This window comes from Nocardiopsis sp. iso_25, assembly GCF_056173305.1.
This window is the reverse complement of sequence record NZ_CM149667.1, coordinates 4,123,747-4,148,358: the sequence shown is the minus strand read 5'-3', so window position 1 is coordinate 4,148,358 and position 24,612 is coordinate 4,123,747. Positions and strand designations below refer to the sequence as shown.

Here is a 24,612-nt window from a genome sequence, read left to right as displayed (position 1 = left end):
GGGGTCCCGGGCCTGTCCCTGCCCCGTGTCAAGAAGTCCTTACGCTGTGCGACCCCCGTGTTGACGCCTCCCGGCCGTAGGCTCGGCTGGCCGCCGGTCCTCACGGGGAAGGGAACGGACATGACGCCGACCAGGCTGGCCGCCGCCGCGGCCCTGGCCACGCTCGTCGCCTCCGGCTGCGGGGCGCCGGGGGACACGGCCCCGGGGGAGGGGTGGCCGCTCCACCCCACCGCCCTGCCCGGACCCCGGCCCGGACAGCCGGACGCCGACGGCGCGCCGCACGGACCCGAGCGGTCCGCGGCCCCGAGCGCTGAGCCCCGGGGCAGGCCCTCCCCGCACGGACCCCTCGCCGGAACCGGTGCGGAGGGTGCGCGCGCGGTGGCGGCGTCGGGCCGCACCGTCGCGGACTACATGGACTCCCTGGCCCGGACCGGGGACCCCGGACGGATGCGCGAGGGGCTGCCCCGGACAGCCGAGGACTCCGCCGCCCGCGCCCACCTGCTCCACCAGGCGGCCGTCGCCCAGGCCCGGGCCGACGGGGGCCGCCCCGCCCCGGACGCCGAGGTCGGGCAGACCCAGGACGGCTACGAGCTGTGCCCCGGCGGCGACCCGGACACCGAACCGGTCTGCGTCGCCTACGGCAGCTTCACCGCCGAGGACGGTCTGCTCGCCGACCTTCTAGTGGACGGCCGCGATCCGGGCCCCGGCCTGCTGGTCGCCGAGGACGTGACGGACGAGTCCGGGGGGGTGCGCGCCCGGCTGCTGACCGCCTACCGGGCCGCCTCCGACGAACCCCTGGAGGTGACGGTGGAGTTCACCACCGCCGACAGGGTCAGTCTGGACCTGTTCCAGGCCTCCTACGTCGGCGGCGGAGACGAGGGCGGACAGGGCGGGGGCGGCGAACTCCGGGCGGGCGAGGCGGCGGGGCGCTACGCGCTCGACGGCGGAGAGGGCACCCACGCCGCGTTCCTCTTCCCCGGCGCCGAGCCCGGCGGCACGCTCACCGTGGGCGGCTGCCTGGAGGAGTGCTCGGCCGTGATCGACATCGAACTGCCCGTCGGATAGCGACTCGACCGAGAACGTCCCCAGCGTGAGGCGGGCTCTCAGGCCTGCGTCGACCCTGTACCCATGGCGAGGATGGAGCGCCGAACCTTCGCGGCCACCGCCCTACCCGCGGTGCTCGCCGCGCATGATCCGCGCGGGCAGGTCCGAGACCAGGGTTCCGTACCCGGTCGCCGCCCACACGCTGCGCTCCGGTAGTACGGAGTAGTAGGGCAGCGGGCGTGCGCCGGTGGAGTCCAGGACCGGCTGCGGAGTGCGGTGCGCCCTGATGGCCTTGCGGCACTCGCGGCACGCCAGGACCCGCACCGAGTCGAACGAGGCCGGAGCCCGCCACCGGACCATGGCCTTGCCGCTGGTGTGGCGCGGGTCGAAGAAGCAGTGCGCCGGTCGGATCCCGCCGTCCAGCGCCGCGTCGCACATGTCCAGCAGGACCTGCACGCCCACCAGGTCGGACTTGTCGTCGGCGGAGTCGAACACCTTGGCCGCGGCGGTGTAGGCCTCCAGCGCCCGCCGGACCTCATCCGAGGAGTCCCCGCGCGCGGACACCCGTTGCCCGCAGCCGGTGAGGCGTTCGGCGATCCGGGCACGGTACTCGTCCTGCTGCGCCTGGCCGACGGTGGCGGCGACCACCTCGGTCAGCGGCACCACGCGGATCGGGCGGCGCCACCACCGGCTGATCCTGGACCAGAGCGCCACCGCGACCCCCGCCGCACCGGCGCCGCCCAGAACCAGCGTCCACCCGGAGGGGCCGGGGTCGTCCCGGAGGTTCCGGTAGGCCGCGGGGGCCTCGCCGCTCTCGACCAGGTCCACGAGCCGGTGCAGCCGCTCGGCGGTGGGGGCCTCCGCCCACTCGGGATCGCCGTTGACCACCGCCGCTGCCATCTGCGCCCTGTCCAGCCCGTCGACGAGGGTGTCGTCCATGCCGTACTGGCCTCCGTGCACCTCCTGCCCGTCCCAGCCGACGACGAAGAAGTACCCGGGGGCACCGGCGGCCCTCACCATCGCGGCCGGGTACTCCTCCAGGTTGCTCCTCTGGGTGACCATCACGATGTAGACCGGTACCTCCGCCTCCTCCAGACGCTCCCGCAGCGCTTCCTCAGCCAGTGCGTCCATGGCGGACCGGTGCCTGGGGCCGACGTGGAGGGGATCGTCCGACGAGACGGCGGCCTCGGCGTAGCGCCAGGCGCCGTCGGCGGAGGCGGGGGCGGGGGCCGCCGTGGCGGGGACGGCCAGCGCGGCGATGACGGCCAGCAGGGACAGGGCGAGCGCTCGCACCGCTCACACCTCCAGTTCTGTGCGGATACGCGCGAAGGCGTGGCCGGGAGCGGTGACGGCCTCGGCCCAGACGTCCTCGGCATGGCGGTAGTGCGTGGGCTCCCCGTCGATCGGCAGGGGCAGGGAGGGCCGGAAGGGGCCGAACCGCGGATCGAGTCGTCGCCGGGAGCAGCGCGAACAGAGCCGCCACCACGTCAGGCGCCTCCGGTGGTTGTACTCGCGGAGGCGGAAGCTCCCCGCACCGTGCAGCGGGTTGAACTGGCAGGGCTCCAGGAGCGGAAGGTCGGGGTGCCGCACCAGTTGGACGCCGTTGCGGGCCACGACGACCGCGCAGACCACGGCCTGCGGCGGCAGGTCCGGGGACCGGGCGATGAGTCCGGCGGCGTCGTAGGCCTGCACTGCCCGGGCGCGTTCGGGGTGGTCGGCGGGGGCCTCCTCGATGAGCAGGCGAAGGCGGCGCAGTTCACGGCCCAGCACCGGGCGCAGCCACCAGCGCCACGGCCGGTTGGGCGCCCACCTCGCCCTGTACGGGGCCTCGGCGGCGGCCCGCAGCCGTGCGATTCGCGACCGGAATCGCGCCATCCGAGCACGGAGCGGCCGTAGCGGTTGGGGCGGCCAGCGCAGGGGCTGCCAGCTCGAGGGCCTGCTGAAGAGGACGCGCACGCCCACCAGCGCTAACCCGATGAGGGCGCCGGGAAACAGCGCCGCGAACCAGAACCGCTCGGCATCGCCGCGCGGGCGCAGGACCGCCTCGTCCTCGTCGGCCGGGGCATCTCGAGTGAGCTCACTGGAGGCAGCGGGCCCGCGCGGAGCCTCCTCCAGTAGGTCCAGGACCTGGCGGGTGCGAGCACCGTAGCCGAGTCCGAGGTCCTCGGTGTCGACGTCGGGAACCCGCAGGGGGCTGTCGAAGGTCGCGAACGCCACCCGGTGGTCCCTGGTGACCGCCACGTACACCCCGTCCTGACCCGACACCTCGTGCAGGGCGTGCAGGAACAGCGTGGGCTGGCCCCCGGTCTCGTCCCCGGGGGCCGACGGGTAGACCACGACGCGCACCGACAGGTCCGCCAGCGGTCCTGAGGTCAGGCGCTCCTCCGTCTCCTCCAGGGAGCGCTCCGACCACTGGTCCCGAAGGTCGTGGTGGACGTACAGGGGGTTGTCCTCCAGTTCCCCGGCGATCCGCTCGACCCGGGAGCGGTCGGTGACGTCCGCGACGGACTCGACGGACGCGCCGGGTTCCGTCGCGAGCGCGGGAGAGGGGAGCGCGCACAGGACGAGAGCGGCCAGTACCCAGGTCAGGAGGGCGTATCGCGGACGCGTGCGGTTCATGTGAGGCCCTCCCCTCGGGACGAACGCACGTGCCGGTGCCACCGCAGGGCCGCGACGACCGCCGTGTAGGTCAAGGCGGCGCCCAGGGCGCCGCCGGCCCACGGCACCCACCGGTACTCACGCCAGAACAGCGTGGCCCTGGTTTCGGGGTCCCGCTCCTCACCCTCGTCGAGTGCGATGTCGGAACGGGAGAGAAACTCCTCCTCGGCCTGTTCCGCGAGCGTGTCCATGTCGGGGTGGTCGGACACGCGCAGCACGCGTTCGAGCCTGTCGGCGGGGCGCTCGGACCAGGCACCGGTGGTGATGGCGTACTCCACGGCGCTCAGGTGGAGACCCGCCTTCCCCAGGTTGGCGTAGCCGATGTGGAGGCTGTCCACGGAAAGGACGAGGAGGGGACGGCCGCTGTGCACGCTGATGGCGAAGGCCAGGTCATACGCGGCGAGGTGTTCGCCCCGGCCCGCCATGACCAGCACGTCGACGGTGACGCCGTACTCCTCCAGCAGGGCGCGCAGGTCCTCGGCGGTCTCGCGGCGGTCCAGCACACCGGCGAGTTCCTCCTCCACGAACACGCCGCCGTGCTCCTCCAGCATGCGGGCGTGGAACGCCCCGGCCTCGGCGGAGGAGGTGCCGTAGTCGGGGGAGGCGTGGGCCGGGGCGGGCATCCACGGCAGCGCGGCCAGGAAAGCGCAGAGGAACCCGACCAGGAGCAGGAGACGGGTGAGCGGCGGGGGAGGGCGCATCGATGACCTTCTGGGGGGCTTATGCAGTTTTTATCAGCCTATCGTCCCCCCTTCCGCGCGGAGGAAGCCCTACCGTTCACGGCGCACCCGCCCCTCGTCCCACACCGGCTCCGGCGCCTCGTACACGCCTCCGTCGGCGCCGAACACCACGAACCGGTCGAACCCGCGCGCGAACCAGCGGTCGTGCGTCACCGCCAGGATCGTGCCGTCGTAGGCCTCCAGCGCCGACTCCAGCGCCTCCGCCGACACCACGTCCAGGTTGTCCGTGGGCTCGTCCAGCAGCAGCATCGTCGCCCCCGACAGCTCCAGCAGCAGGATCTGGAACCGCGCCTGCTGGCCGCCCGAGAGCGTGTCGAAGGTCTGCTCCGCGGCCCGGGCCAACTCGTAGCGGTCCAGCGCCCGCCCCGCCTCGTCGCGGGGCACGCCCCGGCGGGTGCCCTGCCCCCGGTGCAGGATGTCCAGCAGCGTGCGCCCCGCGAACTCGGGGTGCTCGTGGGTCTGCGCGAACCACCCCGGCAGCACCCGCGCGCCCAACCGGGCCGTGCCGCCGTGCTCCACCGGCGGCACCTCAGCCCTGCCCTCCTCCGACAGCACTGACTCCGGAAGCACCGACGACTGAGGATCACTGCCGCCCCCGGCCGCCAGCCGCAAAAAGTGCGACTTGCCCGACCCGTTCGAGCCCAGCACCGCCACCCGCTCGCCGTACCAGACCTCCAGGTCGAACGGGCGCATCAGCCCGGTCAGCTCCAGTCCCTCGCACACCAGCGCCCGCCTGCCCGTCCGGCCGCCGCGCAGCCGCATCCGCAGGTTCTGCTCCCGGGGCAGCTTCTGCGGCGGCCCCGCCTCCTCGAACCTGCGCAGCCGGGTCCGCGCCGACTGGTAGCGCGAGGCCATGTCGGAGTTGTAGGCGGCCTTCTGCTTGTAGACGGCCACCAGCGCCCTGAGCTTGGCGTGCTCCTCGTCCCAGCGCCGCCGCAGCTCGTCCAGCCGCGCGAACCGCTCCCTGCGTGCGTCGTGGTAGGTGTCGAACGCGCCCCCGTGCACCCACGCCGTGTTGCCCGCGGCGCCCAGTTCGACCGTGACGATCCGGTCCGGCACCCGGCTCAGCAGCTCCCGGTCGTGCGAGACGAACAGGACCGTCTTGGGGGTGGCCAGCAGCGCCTCCTCCAGCCAGCGCTTGCCCGGAACATCGAGGTAGTTGTCCGGTTCATCCAGCAGCAGCACCGGCGCCGGGCCCCGCAGCAGGGCCTCGACGACCAGGCGTTTCTGCTCCCCGCCCGACAGCGTGCGCACCTCGCGCCACCGGCAGCGCTCGTAGGGGACGCCCAGCGCCGCCGTGCAGCACTGGTCCCACACGACCTCGGCGTCGTAGCCGCCCGCGTCCCCGTAACGGGCGATGGCCGCGGCGTAGCGCATCTGCGTCCTCTCGCCGTCGTCGACCATCATGGCCGCCTCGGCCGCCTCCAGGTCCGCGTGCGCCTCGCGCACCGGAGCGGGGGAGACCGACACCAGCAGTTCGTGCACGGTGGTCTCGTCGCGCACGTGCCCGATGAACTGCGGCATCACGCCGAGTTCGCCGTCCAGGGTGACCGCGCCGCCCTGGGGGCGCTGCTCGCCGCGCACGATCCGCAGCAGGGTGCTCTTGCCCGCGCCGTTGGCCCCGACCAGCGCCGTCTTGGACCCCTCGCCGACGCGGAAGGACACCGAGTCCAACAGGACCCTGCCGTCGGGCAGGGTATGGCCGACCTGGTTGACGTCGATGTAGCCCAAGACCGCTCTCCACAGGGGTTTCGCCGTAGGCGCCCGGTCACCGCCGCGAGCGCCCCGGCAGGTTTCCACGGCGCGGCGCGCGCCCGCAACCGGTTTTCCCGGGTGCGGGCGGCGGAGTCGGGCAGCGGACGGCCCAGGTCAGAGGGGCGCGCTCAGCCCGCGGCGGCGCCGAACCACCTCGGCAGCCGGTCGAGCAGCTCCCGCTGGTCGCCGCCGGCCCACACCACGTGGCCGTCCGGCCGCAGCAGCACGGCGGGCGTGCCCAGCTCCCCGCTCGCCCCGCCGGCATCGACGACGTGGTCCACCCGGTCCGCCCAGCCCGCCACCGAGAGCCGACCGGTCCGGTCGAGCAGCAGCCCGCGCCCGCCGTGCGTCAGCTCGTAGAGGCGCCCCCGCGTCAGGGGGATGTCGCGCATCCGCCTGCCGAGCAGCGCGTGCCCCCCGCCGAAGTCGTAGCGGACGTCCGTCGCGGTGATAAGCCCGGTCACGTACCGGTTCACCTCCTCGAAGTCCATCAGCGTGGAGAGCAGCTCGCGCAGTGCGACCGCGCCCGGCTCGGCGCCCAGCAGCACCATCTGCGCGCGGGTGCTGTCCAGCACGGCGGCGGCCACCGGGTGCCGTTCGGCGTGGTAGCTGTCCAGCAACCCCTCCGGCGCCCAGCCCGCGACCTCGGCTGCCAGCTTCCAGCCGAGGTTGAACGCGTCCTGGACACCGAGGTTGAGCCCCTGGCCGCCGGTCGGCGGGTGCACGTGCGCCGCGTCCCCGGCCAGCAGCACCCGGCCGACCCGGTAGCGCTCGGCCAGCCGGGTGGCGTCGCCGAACCGGGACAGCCAGCGCGGCGAGTGCACACCGAAGTCGGTGCCCGCGTGGGCCCGCAGCTGCGGCCTGAACTCCTCCAGGGTCGGCGCGCTCGTGCGGTCCTCGGCCACCCCGTCGGCGGGCACGACGACGCGGTACGCCCCGCTTCCGTCCGCGAGGGGTCCGGCGCCGAACCGCAGCTGGGTCCCGCGGACCCGCGCGACGACGGCGGCGATCTCCTCCGGATCCTCGGTCACCTCCATCTCTCCCAGCAGCGTCTCGACCCTGGCGGGGTCGCCGGGGAAGCCGACCCCCAGCAGCCGGCGCACCGTGCTGCGGGCCCCGTCGCAGCCGACGAGGTAGCGCGAGCGCAGGCGCGTGCCGTCCGCCAGTTCGGCGCTGACCCCGTCCCCGTCCTGGCTCAGCCCGACCAGCTCGACACCGCGTCGCACGTCGGCGCCCAGTTCGAGGGCGCGCTCGTTGAGCAGCCGCTCGGTGACCGGCTGCTCGACGGCCAGGCCGTACCCGTGGGCCGTGTCCAGCCCGTCGGGCCACGGCTTGGTGATGCCGCCGAAGATGCCGCCGACCCGGAACTTCTCCCCGACGGCGAGGAACCGCTCCAGCAGACCGCGCTGGTCCATCACCTCCACGCTGCGCGTGTGCAGCCCCAGGGCGCGGGTCTGCCGGGTCGGCTCGGTGAGCCTCTCCAGCACCACCACGCGCACGCCGTGCAGCCGCAACTCACCGGCCAGCATCAGGCCGGTCGGCCCGCCGCCGACCACGGTCACGTCAATCATGGATTCCCCGTTCAACGAGATCTCTCTCCGCCGACCGTTCCGCGTATTCCGGCGGGCTGCGCGTCCGCGCCCCCGCACCGGGCGTCCGCGAGCACATCACCTTTCCCACCAGCGGTTCGGCACCGGTGCGTGATCCGTGCTCCGACAACGGCACACGCTTTTCGCGCGGCCCCGGTTTCTGCGGATTCCGGCTTGGAAGGGAAATTGTCCGGCACGACCCGGGTCTTGCCGCAAGCCCCGGGGTGCGCTATAGATTGGAAATGGCAGGAGGCGTTTTTTCTCTTCCCGTCACTTTCTGTTATTGAAAGACCACCCTTTTGTGAGTCGCTTCGGGCCGAGCCCCGGCCCGGGGTCCTGGTCGCGCAGCCCCGATCCGGCGGCGGGCGTGTGTCGCAACCTCCCGGCGAACCCGAACGGTAGTTGTATGGGTGCCCTGAGTGAACGGTGAGTGGTGTCCGGGGCCCGCCTTGTCCCGCCGGTCCGGCCGGGGGCGGGCCCCGCCGGTGCGCGCGGGTCGGCGCCCGACACCACCGAACGGGGGAGACGCATGCAGATCGGGTACAAACTGGCGGCCGAGGCCTTCGGCCCGGAGGAACTCGTCCGCCAGGCGGAGCTGGCCGAGCGCGCCGGGTTCGACTTCGTGGAGATCAGCGACCACTACCACCCCTGGCTGGACAACCAGGGCCACTCGCCCTTCGCCTGGACCGTGCTCGGCGCCATCGCGACCAGGACCGAGCGGATCGGCCTGGCCACCGGGGTGACCTGCCCGACCGTGCGCTACCACCCGGCGATCATCGCCCAGGCCGCCGCGACCCTGGCCCTGCTCTCGAAGGGCCGCTTCGTCCTCGGCGTCGGCTCCGGGGAGCGGCTCAACGAACACGTCGTCGGCCAGGAGTTCCCCGACGCGGTCCAGGTGCGCCACCACATGCTGCGCGAGGCCCTGGAGATCATCCGCCTCCTGTGGGGCGGCGGCTACCAGTCCTACGAGGGCGAGTACCTGCGGCTGGAGGACGCCCGGGTGTTCGACCTGCCCGAGGAGGCGCCGCTGATCGCCGTCGCCGCCAGCGGCGGGCAGTCGGCCAAGCTCGCCGCCGAACTCGGCGACGGGCTGTTCGCCACCGAGCCCAAGTCCGCGATCGTGCGGGACTACCGCGACGCCGGTGGAGACGGCCCCCGCTACGCCGAGGTGCCCATGGCCTGGGCCGAGGACGAGCACACCGCCGCACGGGCGGCCCTGGAGACCTCCCGCTGGGCCCTGACCGGCTGGAAGGTCATGAGCGAGCTGCCCAACCCGGTCAACTTCGCGGCCGCCACCACCACGGTCCGGGAGGAGGACGTGCTGGGGCACTTCGCCTGCGGACCCGACCCCGAACGCTACGTCGAGGCCGTCCGCAAGTACGTCGACGCGGGCTTCGACCGCCTGGTCATGCAGAACGCCGGGCCGGACCCCGACGGGTTCGTCGACTTCTACCGGCGCGAACTGGACGGACCCCTGCGCGCCCTCGCCACCTGACCGGTCCGCTCGGCCCACCTGACCGGTTCGCCCTACCGGCCCGTCCGCGCCGCCCGACCGGTCGGCCGGAACGGGCCGGGGGCACTCACGCCGGGGGCGGTTCGGGCGCGCCCGAACCGCCCATCCACCGCGCCAGCCGCTCCCGGTCCACCAGGGTCATGTAATCCCCGCCCTCACGGACGGCGGCCTCGGTGAAGCCGTTCGAGGCCACGAACACCCCCCGGTACCCCTCGTAACCGGTGGCGAGGACACCGAGGAAGGCGCGGACCTCGTTCGGGGGCACCGGACTGTTCCACCGCTTGCACTGCACCACCACGGCCTGCCCGTCCGGCGCCCGGCCCAGCACGTCCACCCCTCCGTCGTCGGCCCCGCCGACCACCGTCACGGCGGTGTAGCCGTGCGTGCGCATCAGCCCAGCGACGTGCTCCTCGAACTCCACACCGGTCATCCGGTCGACCTCCGACAGGTCGACGCGCGCGACCGCCCGCTTCTCCCGGGCCAGGCGCAGCCGCATGCGGCACCACCACACCAGGGCCGCCGCGCCAAGCGCCGCCACGACCCACAGCAGAGGCCGGGCCGAACTCTGCACGACCCACGCCCCGAGCATCAACGCCACGACCAGACCGAGGAAGAGGCCGTACCGGTGGCGCCACACGAACCGCCACTCCCGGGGACCGGTCCGGCCCTCGCCGGGGTACGTCCTGTCGGGGTACGTCCTGTCTTCGGCCGCTTCGTCCGGGGAGATGTCGGTCATGGACTGCCCCTTCCCCGTCCGGGCGGTTCGTCACCCGCCCCGACGCCGGTGCCCTGTGGGGAACGCCACGGCGCGGAGCCGTTTCCGGTCCGGGACCCGCCCTGACCACCACTCGCCCGGGACACGGGGCTCCGGAGCGGGAGCCGAATGCATGGGGGAGGGCCGCACCCAGTACTGGGTGCGGCCCTCCCCCCGCGTGTCTACACCGGTCGTACGAGACCGTCGCAGGACTCGTACCCGTCCGGCGGGTCACTCCCCTCCACCTTCGGCGTGTCCACGTACAGGTCGGACACCCACCGGCCGTCGTGGAGCAGGTCCCACACGGTCGACTCCCGCGGATATCCGGCGGGGAACTCCTCGTTCCGGGGATCCTTCACGGGGTAGCCGTTGCGGATCTGGCAGACGACGTTCACGTGCACGTGGTCGAACAGGTTCTGCTGGTCGCTCGCCGGGTAGGTGACATGGGGGCCGCAGCGCGCCTTCACCCCAAGCCCTTCGGTGTAGACGACGGTCGCTGACCGCAGTTCCAGTGGATCCGGGCCCAAAGGGACCGGCGCGTCGCAGGCGGACTGCTCCGTGTTCGCCGCCACGGCCTCGTCGGTGTCCGCCGTCGCCTCGTCCTCGACCGGTAGGGGAAATACCCCGGAGAAGACCAGGACCAAGGCGACGATGATCGCCACGATGGCCACCATCGCCACTGCTCCGAGAATCACGCCGCCGGAGTTCTTGCCGTTGTTGTTGTGGGAGTTGGTGGTGTTGTGTGAGTTGTTGTTGGTGCTTACGGCGCTGTTTCTGTGGTTGTTCACGTGGCTGTCCGATCGCGTGTCCTCGGGTGCACCCGAATCGTTTTCGGGTTCCCCTTCCGGCGGAGAAGGTCGTTCGGCCTTCTGGAAGAAAGTGCCGTACGTACCGAGGGCTGCGAGAACCAGACCGAAGAACCCACTCACCAGGTTGGCGAACTCGGGTCCGCTGAACACCAGGGAAGAGAAGGCCGTGCCCAGGAGCACTACCAGCCCCAGAGTCCCCAGAGTGAGGGAGAGGGGAGAGAAGACGAAGCGTCTTTGCATCGCTGCTCCGGGTTGTGAGCTGTGGTGGTTGGGGAAATCCTGCCACAACATCAATGCCGGAGTGAACACTGGGGGCGGTTGTAGCGATTCAATAAGCTGTTTGTTTGCGAATGGAATTCTTTTTTCATGCTTGTGGTGCGTGAAAAAAACTTCTCAGGAAGGTGTCAAAAGATTGTATGTGCCTTTTGTGGTTAGATGACCGATATATCCGCTTGGTTGGCCGCGCGCCCGGGCATGGTCCGGCCCTGCCTCAAGCAGGGCCGGGGAAGGGCTCCGCTTCCGTGCGCGCCCTTCCGGCCGCGCCTTCCAACGGTCTTGGTGGGGTCTGAGGTGCGGCGCGCCGCTCCCCGGCCGGAAGCCGCCCGGGACACGGGGACTACCATGGCCGCGCGGCGGCCGACCCTCGCGGCGGCGACCGCCCGGGGAGCGGTGTCCCGCCGCCCCGGGGTACCCACGGGAAGTAGTCCTTCGATGTCAGTTCTCACGCGCGTCGCCGACCTCGTCGGCAGGTGGTTCGCCCTGCTGGTCCTCGCCGGAGGGATCGTGGGCCTGGCCGCCCCCGGGCAGGCCGCCCTCCTCGCCCCCTACATCTCCCTGCTGCTAGGGGTGATCATGTTCGGGATGGGGCTCACCATGCGCCCCGTGGACTTCGCGATCGTGGCCAGACATCCCAAGGCCGTCGTCCTCGGCGTCCTGGCCCAGTACACGGTCATGCCGCTCCTGGGCTGGGGGATCGCCCAGGCCCTCGGTCTGCCGCCGCTGCTCGTGGTGGGCATGGTCCTGGTCGGATCCGCCCCCGGCGGCACCGCCTCCAACGTCATCGTCTACCTCGCCCGCGGCGACGTGGCCCTGTCGGTGGCGATGACCTCGATCTCCACCCTGCTCGCCCCGCTGCTGACCCCGCTCCTGGTCCTGGCCCTGGCCGGTTCCACCCTGCCCGTCGCCGCCGGCGACCTGTTCGTCTCCATCCTCCAGGTCGTCCTGGTCCCGGTCCTGGCCGGACTGCTGCTGCGCATGGCCGCGCGCCGGTTCGTGGAGAGGATCCTGCCCGTCCTGCCGCTGGTGTCCGTCCTCGGCATCGTCGTCGTGGTCGCCGCGGTGGTGGGAGCCAACGCCGGCGCCGTGCTCTCCTCCGGCCTCCTGGTCGCCCTGGCCGTGGTGCTGCACAACTCCCTGGGCCTGGGCCTCGGCTATCTGGTCGGCGTGGTCACCAAGCTGCCCGAGGCCGCCCGCCGCGCGGTCAGCGTCGAGGTGGGGATGCAGAACTCCGGTCTGGCCGCGGCCCTGGCGACCGCCCACTTCGCGCCGCTCGCCGCCCTGCCCGGCGCCCTGTTCTCGGTCTGGCACAACATCTCCGGCGCGCTCGTGGCCACCTACTGGGCCCGCCGCCCGCCCGCGGAGGCCCCGGCCGAGTCCGCGCCGGCCGGGAGCGGCACGGAGGGCCCGTCCGGGGCGTGACCCCGCACCCCGTCCGCTCCCGCTCCGCCTGTTTCCGCCCCGGCCCGAGGACGCCGCCTCGCGCCGGGGCCGCCATCCCGGTGGACGGGTCGCCGCCAGCCCCCGGCCGGGGCCCCTTCCCGCCCGTACCGTTCTCCTCGCCGCCCGGGCCCTTGCCACCCGCACCCGCTCCAGCCGCTCGCACCCGTTCCAGCCGTCCGCTCCGGGCGCGGGCACGCTGGGGGAAACGGCCACGCTGCGGGACGCGGCGGGCGGCGCCCGGGTTCGTTCCCGGAACGCGTGTCCCCACCTCACCGACCGAACCGGTTACCCGGGCACAACACGGTTCACACGTGCAGTCCCTGGCCTGAACCGGACACCTCTCTTCACGTGATCATCACACCACGCAAGGCGACGGATGCCAGGCTGGTGCCCATGCCCGAGCGACACCGTCGGTTCCTGCTCCCCTGCTCCGGACTCCTCGCGCTCGCCCTCACCGCCGCGCTGGGAAACCCCCACGTCCTCCTCGCGCCGTGCGCCCCTCCCGCGCACACCACGCCCGTCACCGCACCCGCCGCGGAGGCCGACCCGCGCCGCAAGGCCCTCCGCGACCGTGTGCGCGGCCGCTGCCCACACCCCCGCAGGCCCGAACGCGGGATCATCCCGCACCCCCGCTGCTCCTACGACTGACGCACGCGCCCCTTTCTCAGGGGCCTCACGGTTCCGGGGGCGCGCTCCGGCGCAACCACGCCCTCCTCAGGAGCGCGGTGCCCAGGCCCAACGCGGCCTGGGCGAACACCAGACCGAATCCGAGGCAGAAGAGGTTGACGAGGACGAACCCGAGGATCGACGTGGTGACACCGCTCCCGAACCCCGCGTCCGCGTAGGCGCGGTCCGGCTCCGTGGTCACCATCCAGGACGGCTCGCCGGGGACGAGACGGGCCGCCTCCAGACGGCCGGGCTCACAAGGCCCCGACAGGTACAGGTGGACACCGGTCCGCCCGGGACCGTCGTCCGCGGAACGGAAGACACCCAGGCACAGCGAGCCCCCATCCGAGAGGGGCACCGACTCGGTGACCTCAAGGACGCCCTCCTGCCCGGTCCAGCCGTAGGCGGCTCCCAGAGCCCGCAGCTCATGACCCGAGAACCGCACCGACACCGGGATCAACGCGCAGGCCAGCGCCGCGCTGGCCAGGAACACGACGAACGCCTTCCCCGGTGACAGAAGTCCGATGTCTCCCGACCAAGCCCTCCGCCAGCCCATGCGCCCCTCCCCGCCGCCTCCGCTCCGCCGGGACACGGCCACCCCTTCGGACGCGCGGGGCGGGCAGCGGGTTCGCCCGCGCCGCAGGGCTTCTCCGCCCGCGCCGCACGGCCCGACGCCGCCCCGCCCCGCGCCGGACCGGATCCGGCGCCGGGCCTCAGGCGCCCTCCGTCAGGACACGGCGCAGGACGGCGGCGAAGGCGTCGGGGTCACCCTTCATGCCGAACTCGCCGCCGAGGAAACCGCCGTGGTGGCTGGGGAAGGTGACGACCGCCGTTCCGAGCCGTTCGGCCACGGCCTCGGCCGCCCGGTTGCACAGCTCACCCCCGCTCTCGGCCCCGGCGCCGACGACGATGCGCGTCGACGCCGCGCGCAGCCGGTCGACGTCGTGCTGGAAGTGGGTGCACGGGATGAGCTGCCCGAGCATCGGGTCGTCGCGGGAACCGTCGTCCTCGGCGGGCAGTCCGAAATCGGCGGGGTTCGGAGCGGGCCGGTCGGTGAAGTCGCCCGGAATCGGCCCCTTGTGGTTGATGAGCGCGAGGAACTTCGCCATCGCGGGTCCCAGGCCGTCGCGTTCGTACGTTCGGCGGATGTCCACGCTCGCGGCCAGCGCCTGTTCCCGGTCCGGCAGCACCTGGACGGCGGGCGGTTCGTGCGCCACGAGAGTGCGTACCTGCTCCGGATACCGGGCCACCAGGGCCAGGGCGTTGACGGCGCCGCCGCTGCTGGCGAAGAGGTCCACCGGCCCGGCGCCGAGGGCCGAGACCAGCCGGTGCAGGTCGTCCGCGTGCTCCTCGGGTGTGCCCCCGGCTCCGCCGTCGGCGCGCTCACTGCGCCCGACCCCGCGGGGATCGTAGGTCACGACCGTGCGGTCGGTGAAGTGCCGGGCCAGGGTGGTGAACCCGCTGGCGTCCATCGGAGAGCCGATCAGCAGCAGGACGGGCGATCCGGCTGACGAGCCGCTCCGAACGTCGTAGCGCAGAACGGCGCCCGGCACGTCCAGGGTGTGCGTCTTAGTCTCTGTCATCAGGTGTCCTCTCCGAGAACGCTGTCGTCTCCTGCCCATAGTGACCGTCCGGAGTGACAGAACCCATCGGCCCGGGTTCAGGTGCGGATGAGATGTGCAGAGAACGTCATCCGTGTCCGTTACGTTCTTCGTGCACATCCCCCGAACACGAGGAACGCCCCCATGCCGACCACCCCCACCCCGCTCGAAGTCGTCTACTGCGAGGGCTGGGACCCCGCCACCACCGCGCCGGTCGGCCTCCTGGACACGGCGACGGCACGCGCCCGGGACGGGGCCGGTGAACAGTACGCCGTCCTGGTCCGCATCCCCGACGCGGCACCGCTCGTCCTCCTGGAGATCTCCTGGGCCGACCGGCACTGCGGGATCTGGCTGTTCGACGCCGAGGGCCGCTGCCACGCCCACCACCGCTACACCCGCGCGGAGGGAGACGGAGAACTCCTCCTCTCGCACGGCTTCCAGTGGAACCAGCCCCCACGGGGAGCGATGCCGGACCGGCGCGACGGCTGGACCGTCAAGGTCGAGACGCTCAACCGCGAGCGCGGCCTCTACCGGTACCAGACGCAGCACGGCGGCGGCCTGATGTCGGTCAACCGCGCCCCGGACCCGGAACTGGCCCGCGTGGTCACGCTGCCCGCCCCGCCGTTCGGGGACTGGGTCGCCCTCCTACGGGCGCACCCCGTCCTCGCCGAGGAGGAACTCCGGCTCAGCGAGGCCGCGGTGGAACCGGGCGGCGCTCCCGTGGCGGCCCCCTGGACACCGCCGCGTCCCCTCGCACCCCGGCGCGTCGACGACCTCTTCCGTCCCGGAAACCGGTTCACGAGCTCCTGGTACCCCGGGACGGGAACGGTGGCCGTCCGCGACATCGGCACCGTGAACCTGCCCACCGGGCGCGTTATGGTCTACGACCCCGGCTCCCTGTCCTTCGCCAAGGACACCGAGGCCTTCACCGTGCCCCTCCCGCCGGGGGAGCACCCGACGCGCCTGTCCCTGCTCCACCTGGGGGAGGACGGCGACGAGGAGACCACGTGCGTCATGGCCCTGCGCGTGGACGTCCGGAGCCTCGAAGCATTCCCGGTCGCCTCCTGGGAGATGGCCCTGCGTCCGGGTCAGGACCCGCACGACCTGGACGAGGACCACTTCTACGGCGTCGGCGTGGACGGTGGGCAGATCGGTATCACCGACGCGGCCTGCCTGCCCTACTTCACCGGCCTCTTCGACGACTTCCGAGCCTACGAGCGCATCTTCCACGGGCTGCACGAGGAGGAACTCCAGGCGATCAGGGACAGGGAGCGGCTGTGGCAGGAGACCGCGCGTGCGCTGATCGCCCGGCCTGAGTTCCGCCCCGCCGTGCGCGACGCCTTCATGGAGGCGATCGGCCTGTCTCCCGACGATGAGCGCTATGACCAGTACCGGAGTAACCACAATCTGCTCCGGCTGGCCCACGCGGTGGCCAACAGCACCGACCCCGACCTCGCGGCGCTCGACGACCCCGTCCAGCAGGCGCGGGACACCAGCCCGTGGTCCCGGCGGCTCCCCGACCCGAAGACCGGAGGCGACCTGACCGTCGTCCCGAGCGGCTGGGGAGACGGCAGCTATCCGGTCTGGATCGGCCGCACCGAGGACGGCCGAGTCCGCTCCCTGGTGGTCGACATGCTCGTCCTGGAGAGCGCCGAGCCGGTCACGGACGGGGAACCCACCACGCCGTGAGCTCCGTCAGTACCGAGGAGGAGGTGCCCCGACACGGGCGCGCCCCGCCCGCTACGGTCTCCCGCGACCTCACCGGGGCCGACGGTCCGCGCACGGGCACCGACCGGGTGCGTCGGACGGAACCTCCCGTCCGGCGCACCCGTCGTCTCCACGCGGTGCCGACCGGCTCAGACCGCGTCGAGGAAGCGGTACCCGAACTGCTCCAGCCGGGCCCGGGCCCGGGTCAGCTCCTCATCGGTGAACAGCAGCGAGAACTCCGGGCGCAGCACCAGCGCCTCCACCGTCAGGTCCAGGCGCCCCCGCTCCCACAGATTCGCGAACCCGTCCGAGACCGCCGGGGCGTTGAGCAGCTTGCGCGCGGTGCCCAGCGGGCCCAGTTCCGAGAGCATGCCCAGGAAGAAGGCCGCGGTGTAGTCGGCCTCGGTCTTGGCCCGTTCGTAGACCGACAGCATCGCCCGGCCGAAGTCGGCGGTCACCGGGTCGGAAGCGGGAACCTCCTCCACCGGTTCCTCATCGCTCTCCCCAGCCGCGTCCTGTCCGAGCCGGTCCACGAAGCCCAACAGCGCCTCCGCCGACGTGAACACCTCGTAGCCGAGCTCCTGCAACCTCGGCAGGTCGGCCTGGTCGGGGTCCAGCTCCAGTACCGCGGGTTTGCCGACCCCGTGCTGGAGACCGTCCGGCCAGAACGCCTCCGCCTCGGCGATCACCCTGCCCCGCTCGGGGTCGCTGATCACCGCGTCCAGCTCCGGCTCCGCGAACCCCAGGCGCCGCAGCTCGTCCACCATCTCCTGCACCTGAACCGACCGCGCGTCGTCGGGTTCGGCGCTGAGCACCGTCATGGGCCGCAGCGGACCCGCGTCCGGCCCGGCCGTCGCCGTGCCCGAGGCCAGCCCCGCCAGGAAGTCCTGAGCCGCCCCGGCCAACAGCTCCCGCCGCGCCGCCAGGAAGTCGGAGTAGTTCTCCACCTTCCACAGGTCCGGGTCCATCGGGATCCACTGCGAGGCCAACGCTCCGGGGTGGCGCTCCTCCACCTCGGGGAAGTACTCCTCCGGAGTGCGCGCGGAGATCTCCAGGTTCGTGTCCTGCGTCAGGAAGCAGAAGTTGGCGATGGCGTTGACCTGCCGGTTGTCGTAGCGGGCCTCCCGCAGCACCTTCTTGGGGAATACGTGGTGCACCTGGAGGGAGGACAGCTTGCCCAGCATCTCCGCCTTCAGCTCCAGGCCGCTGCCGAAGTCACGGGCGCCGTGCACGCGGGTGAGCATGTACAGCAGGGGATAGAACCGCGATCCCCGGGTTGCGCCCTCGAAGTCGTGCGGGCGCACGTCCAGGTTCCCGCCGCGCCACCGGGACATGCGCTGCAACAGGCCCTCCACGCCCGACTCGTTCACCGCGTCGTAGTCGAGTTGGAGGAAGGTCTCCGTCGAACCGGCGTAGCGGCCCCACAGAGCGCTGTGCACGTACCAGTAGAGCACCTTGTCGCGGTGCGCCGCGTCACTGAACCTGCCGCCGTTGAGCTCCAGCAGCCGAGAGACCACCGGTGCCGCGTACCGGCCCATGAGCACCCGGTCGTGGTCCAGCCCGAGCCGCCCCGACACCGCGTCCAGGAAGGTGCCCACGTGGTCGACCGAGCTCTTCAGCGCCGTGGCGAACCGGTCGGGCTCCACGTTCTCCAGCGAGGTGAACAGCGCGCGTCCGGTGGCCACCGCCGTGGCGTTGCGCAGCAGCCAGTCCATGCTGAAAGAGAACCCCGCCTCCTCCCAGTCCGTGATGCTCTGGCGCATGGTCGCGCGGATACCGGGCTGTACCGCGCACCTCCGGGCCAGTGCCAGGTCGCCCTTGGACAGCTTGGTGCCGCCCGAGTTCACGCGGTTGAAGATCTCCACCACGTCGTCGATCGTCTGGTTGGCGTCGGTGATGCTCTCGTAGTGGAAGTCCCGGTCCACGATCTGGCTCAACGCGTTGAGTCGGGGAAGGTACCGGTTGGCCTTCTCCGGATCACTGGTGAAGCGCGTCAGATAGGGCACCAGGCCCTGCTGGAACAGCCCGGTGACGTCCACCCACAGCGGATCGTTCTTCATCTTGTTCGGCATGTAGAACTCGAACGCCTGGCTCTCCAGGTTGAAGTACAGGTCCGTGAACGCCTGCGTGTTGCCCTGGAAGAACGCCGGCGCCTTGCCCCTGGTCACGCCGTACAGGGTGGTCATCCGCTGCTGGCCGTCCAACAGCAGCAGGTGGGCCCCGGCGCCGTTCACCACACCCTGCACCGCCTCCTCGGCGTTGGTGGTCTCCCACATCAGCAGGCTGCCCACCGGATGGCCGAGGTAGACCGAGCGCATCAGCCCGCGTACCTGGTCGCGGTTCCACACGTAGCCGCGCTGGAACTCCGGAAGCAGGATCGTCCCGTTGTCGATCTGGTCGAGGAGCGTGGACAGTTTCGCCATGGAGGGTCGTCTTTCTCGTCTCTGGGGTCTGGGGAACGGGAATCAGGGGGTGAGGAGTGCCTCGACGAAGGGGCTGGGCGTCCCGTGCCAGCTCACGTGCAGCTGCTCCCTGGCGCGCGTGCACGCCACGAACAGCAGACTGCGCTCGCGGAGCAGGTCGCGGGCGTGCGCCCCGGGGTCCTCCTCCGCGGGTGTCACGTGCTTGATGAGCGGAAGCTGGTCGCCGCCCACGCCCACCACCGACAGGCAGCGGAACTCCAGCCCCTTCATCCGGTGCATGGTGCCCACGGCGACCGCGTCACCCGCCTTGCTGTTCTTGGACAGCGCGCGTGCCGTGACACCGGCCTCGGCCAGGGCCGCCACGGCCTGCTCCACGCTTCGGTTGGAGCGGGCGGCCACCCCGATCTCCGAGGGCAGGACCCCTGCCTCGGTCCAGGAGCGCACGGCCTCCACCACGTGCTGGAGCTCCCGCTCCCACGTCGCGAAGCCGGAGAGGACGGGGTCGGCGCCGCGCATCTCCGAACGGCAACCGGCCACCGAGTCCAGACCGCCGTCCATGTCGTCCACGGCCTGCCCGTGCATCAATCCCAGGCTCCAGCCGAGGATCTGGGCCGTGGTGCGGTAGTTGACGCGCAGTTTCGATGACCGTCCACGTACGTTGACGCCGACCTCGGCGAGGCTGACCTGCGGGCCGTAGATGCGCTGGTGGGTGTCGCCGGCGATGAACAGGTCGTCGGACCCCTCCGCCGCCGAGGCGCGCAGCAGGCGCCACTGCCCCGGGTAGAGGTCCTGGGCCTCGTCCACCACCACGTGGTCGAAGGGCTTGTCCACGCGCTGTTCCAGCAGCCGAGCCGCCTCCTCGACGACCGTCTCGTAGGTCCACAGGCCCTGGGCGGCCAACTGCTCCCGGAAGGCCTGTACCGCCTGCCACACCTGGGCCTTCTTCGCCGCCGAGAGCCCGCGGCCCCGCCCGGTGCGCTTGGCCGCCAGGTACTCCGAGGCCGTCTCCACCCGGCGGGCCAGCACCACCTGCCGCCACTCCTCGGCCAGGAAGGCGGGCGGCAGGTCCAGACCCAGACCGTCGAGCACCTGTTCCCACAACCGCCGCTCCCGCTGTGGACTCAGCAGTTCGGGCAGGCCGTGCTCTTCCCGGAAGACACGGTTGGCCAGACGGTCCACGTGCTCCACCCGCACCCGCTCCAGCACGGTCGGTGCGTCTCCCGTACCGTCGGTCTCCGCGAGCAGCCGCAGGGAGCCCTCCAGCGAGTCGGCCAGAGTGGAGGTGAAGGTGGTCAGCAGCACCCGGCCCCCGCCGCGGGCCAGCCGGTGCGCCCGGTGCAGGGCCACCACGGTCTTGCCCGTGCCCGGGCCGCCGCTGACCCTGGCCGGTCCGCGGTGCGAGGCCTCCACCACAGCCCGCTGCGCCGGGTGCAGGTAGATCCGCCACAGGTCGAACGGGTGCTCCAGGGCGGCCATCAGCTCGTCCGGGCCCTCGACCAGGAGCACCCGGTCGGAGCTGCGCCGGACCGCCGCGTCCAGGTCGTCGGGGTCGATCTCCTCGGAGATCGCCGAGCCCAGCTCCGCCCACACCTCCTCGGGGGACATCCCCGCCGCCAGGCCGTACAGCACGTCCCACTGCACCGGCGGAAGCAGGCCCCGGGCGGCGTCGAGCTGGAAGGGGGCCGTGAGCACGCGCGCCAGGGGCAGGGTGTGCTCGTCGATGCCCAGGCGGCGCAGGTCGGCGTCCCCGACGTGGTCGAAGAGGCGCTCGGGCACGGACGCGGCCATGCGCTTCATGTGCGGGATGCTGGCGTCGAGCGCCGCCACGTCGCGGATCTCGATGCCGCCCGTGGCCATGTTCACCGACGCCTTGCGGCGCTTGGCCCAGTCATAGGCCTCGTCATGGCCGAGGACGCGCAGAAGGGTGTAGGTGTCGCCCTTCTCCGGTGCCAGCACCACCCCGCGCCAGAACTGGTCGATGCGGATGGTGCGGAAACGGTCGTCGCGGGCTCCGGTGATCTTCTCCAGGTGCAGACCCGCGTGGGTGGCGTTCTCGAACTTGCCGAACACCTCCCCCACGCGTTCGCGGACCGGCTTCTCGAGTCCGGCGAACTCCTGCAGGAAGTCCCGGTGGAGGGCGAGTCGTGCCACTGCTGCTTTCCTAGCATCGTCAGGGGGTGTGGTCGGGGAGGGTCACGAGCCCGCCTTCGAGGATGCTGGAGACCTCGCGGGCACACACATCCGACACACCCGGCCCGCAGCGGGCGGTGGCGTCGCGGTGGAACGGTGCACGGGGGCGGCACATCCTCGGGACGGGCGGAGGGGCTGGGGCTGTGCGCTTCCTACGCTAGTTTCCCCCGCATCGGAAGACGCGTGGGCACGAGTTCCGGTTGTCCAGTCGTTACACGGATCGGCAGGTCCCACCGAATCGGAGAGCTGTTGTCACGGCTGACCGAAGACGCGTCCCAACGCGGTGCCGTACATCCGGTGTGGACTGGGCAGCGACGGCGGGTGCAGGACTCCGGGCAGCGGTTCGAGGCCGGTGACGAAGCCGATCAGGCGCCCGTACACCTCGGTGGCGTCGCGCGGACGGTCCTCCGGCTTCTTCTCCAGCAGCGCCGTGACGACGTCGCAGACCTCCTGCGGTACGTCCGGACGTAGCGATCGCACGTCGCGGGGCGTTTCGTTGACCTGCTTGGACGCCAGACCGAAGGAGGTGGAGGCGGAGAAGAGCCGCTGTCCGGTGAGCATCTCGTACAGCACGCACCCCAACGCGTACAGGTCGCTGTGCGCCGTGCTCTCCCCGTCCAGCAGCTGCTCGGGAGCCATGTACGCGGGCGTGCCGGGGGTGTGCCCGGTCCGGGTGATCTGCGACATGTCGGGACGCCCCAGCGCCACGGCCAGCCCGAAGTCGAGCACCTTGACGCCGCCGTCGGGCTCCAGGATCAGGTTGGCGGGCTTGAGGTCGCGGTGCACCAGGCGGGCCCGGTGGGCGACGCTGAGCACCGAGCACACCTGCGCGGCCACGCACGCCGCCCAGCCCACGGAGAGCCGTTCCTGCTCGGCCACCAGGTCGTGCACGCCGATGCCGTGGACGCGCTGCATCACCAGGTAGGGCAGTCCGTCCTCGGTGCCGGTGTCGAACACCGCGGGCACCCCCGGGTGCTGGAGTCCGGCGGTGATGCGCGCCTCCCGGCGGAAGCGGCGCACCATGTCGGCATCCTCGACGCCGTCGGGGAAGTGGAGGAACTTGACCGCGACCTCTCGCTCCAGGCGGGTGTCATGGCCCACCCAGACCTGGCCCATTCCGCCGCGTGCGAGCGGTGCCGGACCCAGCCTGTAGCGCCCGTCCAGGAGGCGTTCCGCGCCGGTCATACTTCCAAGCTCTCCCGCCCGCCGGGGTTTTCGCCCGACGCTACCGCACTCCGCTCCAGGGCGGCGATCCGGAGGCAGAGGCGGGAGACGGTCGGCGCTCAGCCCTCGGGTGGTGAGCAGATCCTCCAGGAAACCCAGGGTGTTTGTGCCGCTCCCCTCTGCGCCAGGAACTGTTGGAGGTTGTGTGTGCCGAAGGGAAGCGGCCGTGGTCCGCACCGGAATGGTGCGGGCCCGGTCCGGCACCGACCGGGCAGACGTGTCCTGAACCCGGCGTCCGCCGACGGTGCGCGGTCGGATTGTTGCGGGCGCGGGGCGTGGGTCAGCTGTGCGGAGAGGCCGCCTCGCTGGCGCTCGTGCCGTCCGGCACGGTTGTCTCGGGTTTCAACGCTCCGCTGGTCAGCCCTTCCCGGGCGAGTTCGGCGGCCTTGGCGGCGAGCGCGGCGAATTCCCTGGCCCGTTGCTCGAACCCGGCCACGGCCCGGAACGCCGCGCCGTAGCGGCGCTGGTCCCCCACGCCCATCTTGGGCACCCGCGCGGCACGTGCGTCGGTGCGGAAGGTTCCGCTGGAGCTGGTGGAGCGGCGGTTGTTGGACGGGCTGCGCAGGAACCCGTTGAGGAAGTCGGTGTCCACCTGCTCACTGGACGACCTCAGGGTGTCCCCGTCCACCTCCGCCATCCCCGCGTCGAGAAGGTCGGAGACCCGCACCCGGGCGTCGATCGGTTCCGCGGATCCGGCGTCGAGTGCGGGCAGGACGTCACGCATCTCCTCGGCCAGGCGCTCCAGTTCGGCTCGGGTCCGCGCGAAGGCCTCGGGAAGCTCGCTGAGGTCAGGGCCCACGTGCCGCGCCGGGTTCAGGTTGACCTCCTCGTCGAGCAGGTTGATCAGGGGGACCTCGGCGCCCGCCTCCTCCGTCAGCACCCACGGGCCGTCCGGGTCCGTCGAGGTCAGGTCCCACATCCGCACCGAGGATGCGTTGTCCGACCCCTTCAGGGGGCGGCGCAACAGCCACAGATGGACGGGCTGGGAATGCGTGGCAGCCAGCCCCGCGGGCAGGGCCACGACATCGGTGAGCAGGCCCCTGCGCACGAGTTCGGCGCGGATGCGCCTGCCGGTGCGCCGGTAGGCGCAGGAGGTGGAGAGCACCACCGCGGTCTGTCCCCCGGGCGCGGTGTGGGCGTAGGCGTGCTGGAGCCAGGCCAGTTCGCCCTCGGCCCTGGGCGGCAGGGCCAGTTCCCAACGGGGGTCCATCAGCAGTTCCTCGCGCCCCCAGTCGGCCGTGGCGGGCGGTGGGTCGCACACCACCAGTTCGGCCTGGTGATCGGGCCACCGGTCCGAGCGCAGGGAGTCGCCGACGCGCACCTCGGCCTGTTTCCCCCGTTCCAGGGCCGCCCGTGCGTGTGACAGGCGCGCCGCGTCCGGATCCGCGTCCTGGCCTGTGCGTCCGGCGTCCGGAGCTCCCACCGCCAGCAGCAGTGCGCCGGTGCCGCAGGCGGGGTCGAAGACGGTGGCGGCCTCGCGTGAGGTCAGGGAGGAGACCGCGCGTACCAGCCTGGCGGTGGAGGCGAAGGGGGTCCCCGACCTCTCACCGGAGTCGAGGAACCGTGCCGCCAGGGCCGCGCTGACCTGGCCGGGCGAGGTCTCGCCCGACAGCGCGTCCGCCAGTTCCCTCGCGGTCGCGCTGAGCGCTCCCGGCCGCCCGTCCCGTAGGTACTCGGCGGTGTCGGCGAGGCCCTGGAGCATCCTTCCGGGGTAGTCGCCGCGCAGGGCGCGCCACAGCCGCACCTCCGGGGACTCCTCGGCCACCTTGTTCTGGCGTTCGAGCCAGCCGCGGACCCCGGCCAGTTCGAACAGGGGACTGGAGGCGGTGCCGCCGCTGGGGGCGGGGAAGTCCTCGTGGCGCCGCCGCCAGTTGGAGACGGCGGCCCGGGTCACACCGGCCAGGCGCGCGATGTCGGCGGCGGTGACCTGCTGTTCCTCTGCGGGGGCCTGCTCGCGGGAATCCATGTGGTCACAGTACACGGGGTGGTACACAGGCCCCGGGTAGGGGTTGTTGGCCCCGTTAACGGTGTTCGGTGTCCGCCGGTGCGTGCCGTGGGTGTCTGAGTCCAGAGCGCGTTTTCCACTGCCCTGCCAGCCGTGTTCGCGGCCGCGGGCTTCCAGGGCCGGGGAGGCTGGTTTCGCGGGGCCAAGGGCACGTGTGGGAGCGCTTGCGGCAGGGAACAGGGCTCGGTTCCGTCTGGAACGGGTCTTCGATGTCA

At 72.2% G+C, this 24,612-nt stretch carries 18 protein-coding genes; 5 read left to right on the top strand and 13 right to left on the bottom strand.

What is annotated here, in order from left to right; genetic code table 11:
* Positions 1–120: 120 nt before the first annotated feature.
* Positions 121–1,065 carry a hypothetical protein gene (locus tag AC0VX6_RS17810; RefSeq protein ID WP_475465318.1) on the top strand — a complete coding sequence of 315 codons (945 nt, stop codon included), beginning with the start codon at positions 121–123 and terminating at the stop codon, positions 1,063–1,065.
* A 102-nt stretch (positions 1,066–1,167) separates the two neighbouring features.
* Here the strand turns inward: AC0VX6_RS17810 and AC0VX6_RS17805 are convergent, their stop codons facing one another.
* The 5 genes from AC0VX6_RS17805 to rox form a co-directional block, all read right to left on the bottom strand.
* Positions 1,168–2,337: a hypothetical protein gene (locus AC0VX6_RS17805; RefSeq protein ID WP_475465317.1), complete on the bottom strand. Its 1,170-nt coding sequence runs from the start codon at positions 2,335–2,337 to the stop codon at positions 1,168–1,170.
* Between the two features lie 3 nt (positions 2,338–2,340).
* Complete coding sequence (locus tag AC0VX6_RS17800) at positions 2,341–3,663, bottom strand: hypothetical protein (protein WP_475465316.1); 1,323 nt, start codon at positions 3,661–3,663, stop codon at positions 2,341–2,343.
* Positions 3,660–4,403, bottom strand: a complete 744-nt coding sequence (locus tag AC0VX6_RS17795; RefSeq protein ID WP_274973813.1) for a hypothetical protein — start codon at positions 4,401–4,403, stop codon at positions 3,660–3,662. The genes AC0VX6_RS17800 and AC0VX6_RS17795 overlap by 4 nt, the downstream gene beginning before the upstream one ends.
* A 69-nt stretch (positions 4,404–4,472) precedes the next feature.
* A complete protein-coding gene (locus AC0VX6_RS17790) occupies positions 4,473–6,173 on the bottom strand; it encodes an ATP-binding cassette domain-containing protein (protein WP_274973812.1) in 1,701 nt (566 codons plus the stop codon).
* A gap of 152 nt (positions 6,174–6,325) precedes the next feature.
* Positions 6,326–7,768, bottom strand: a complete 1,443-nt coding sequence (gene rox, locus AC0VX6_RS17785) for a rifampin monooxygenase (RefSeq protein ID WP_475465314.1) — start codon at positions 7,766–7,768, stop codon at positions 6,326–6,328.
* A gap of 547 nt (positions 7,769–8,315) precedes the next feature.
* Here rox and AC0VX6_RS17780 point away from each other — a divergent pair.
* Positions 8,316–9,281 (top strand): TIGR03557 family F420-dependent LLM class oxidoreductase, encoded by a 966-nt coding sequence (locus AC0VX6_RS17780; RefSeq protein ID WP_475465313.1) that lies wholly within the window; start codon positions 8,316–8,318, stop codon positions 9,279–9,281.
* An 85-nt stretch (positions 9,282–9,366) separates the two neighbouring features.
* Here AC0VX6_RS17780 and AC0VX6_RS17775 read toward each other — a convergent pair whose 3' ends face one another.
* Positions 9,367–10,035 (bottom strand): restriction endonuclease, encoded by a 669-nt coding sequence (locus AC0VX6_RS17775; RefSeq protein ID WP_274973809.1) that lies wholly within the window; start codon positions 10,033–10,035, stop codon positions 9,367–9,369.
* 200 nt (positions 10,036–10,235) lie between these two features.
* A complete protein-coding gene (locus AC0VX6_RS17770; RefSeq protein WP_475465311.1) occupies positions 10,236–11,042 on the bottom strand; it encodes a hypothetical protein in 807 nt (268 codons plus the stop codon).
* A 531-nt stretch (positions 11,043–11,573) separates the two neighbouring features.
* Here AC0VX6_RS17770 and AC0VX6_RS17765 point away from each other — a divergent pair.
* A complete protein-coding gene (locus AC0VX6_RS17765; protein WP_274973807.1) occupies positions 11,574–12,560 on the top strand; it encodes a bile acid:sodium symporter family protein in 987 nt (328 codons plus the stop codon).
* A gap of 414 nt (positions 12,561–12,974) precedes the next feature.
* Positions 12,975–13,229 carry a hypothetical protein gene (locus tag AC0VX6_RS17760; protein WP_274973806.1) on the top strand — a complete coding sequence of 85 codons (255 nt, stop codon included), beginning with the start codon at positions 12,975–12,977 and terminating at the stop codon, positions 13,227–13,229.
* A 25-nt stretch (positions 13,230–13,254) separates the two neighbouring features.
* Here the strand turns inward: AC0VX6_RS17760 and AC0VX6_RS17755 are convergent, their stop codons facing one another.
* Both AC0VX6_RS17755 and AC0VX6_RS17750 read right to left on the bottom strand, forming a co-directional pair.
* A complete protein-coding gene (locus AC0VX6_RS17755) occupies positions 13,255–13,740 on the bottom strand; it encodes a hypothetical protein (protein WP_475465309.1) in 486 nt (161 codons plus the stop codon).
* A 220-nt stretch (positions 13,741–13,960) separates the two neighbouring features.
* Positions 13,961–14,830, bottom strand: a complete 870-nt coding sequence (locus AC0VX6_RS17750) for an alpha/beta hydrolase (protein WP_274973804.1) — start codon at positions 14,828–14,830, stop codon at positions 13,961–13,963.
* 162 nt (positions 14,831–14,992) lie between these two features.
* Here AC0VX6_RS17750 and AC0VX6_RS17745 point away from each other — a divergent pair, with 162 nt between their 5' ends.
* On the top strand, positions 14,993–16,537 hold the full coding sequence (locus AC0VX6_RS17745) for a DUF4241 domain-containing protein (protein WP_475465307.1): 1,545 nt from the start codon (positions 14,993–14,995) through the stop codon (positions 16,535–16,537).
* Positions 16,538–16,704: 167 nt separating this feature from the next.
* On the opposite strand, the gene AC0VX6_RS17740 is transcribed toward AC0VX6_RS17745, so the two are convergent.
* From AC0VX6_RS17740 to AC0VX6_RS17725, 4 genes are all read right to left on the bottom strand, one after another.
* Positions 16,705–18,978, bottom strand: a complete 2,274-nt coding sequence (locus AC0VX6_RS17740; protein ID WP_274973802.1) for a GmrSD restriction endonuclease domain-containing protein — start codon at positions 18,976–18,978, stop codon at positions 16,705–16,707.
* Between the two features lie 42 nt (positions 18,979–19,020).
* A complete protein-coding gene (locus tag AC0VX6_RS17735) occupies positions 19,021–21,129 on the bottom strand; it encodes a UvrD-helicase domain-containing protein (protein WP_274973801.1) in 2,109 nt (702 codons plus the stop codon).
* A gap of 291 nt (positions 21,130–21,420) precedes the next feature.
* Complete coding sequence (locus AC0VX6_RS17730) at positions 21,421–22,353, bottom strand: serine/threonine-protein kinase (protein ID WP_274973800.1); 933 nt, start codon at positions 22,351–22,353, stop codon at positions 21,421–21,423.
* 319 nt (positions 22,354–22,672) lie between these two features.
* The gene (locus AC0VX6_RS17725) at positions 22,673–24,358 is read right to left on the bottom strand and encodes an HsdM family class I SAM-dependent methyltransferase (RefSeq protein ID WP_475465305.1); all 1,686 of its coding nucleotides are present in this window, start codon (positions 24,356–24,358) and stop codon (positions 22,673–22,675) included.
* Between the last annotated feature and the right edge of the window lie 254 nt (positions 24,359–24,612).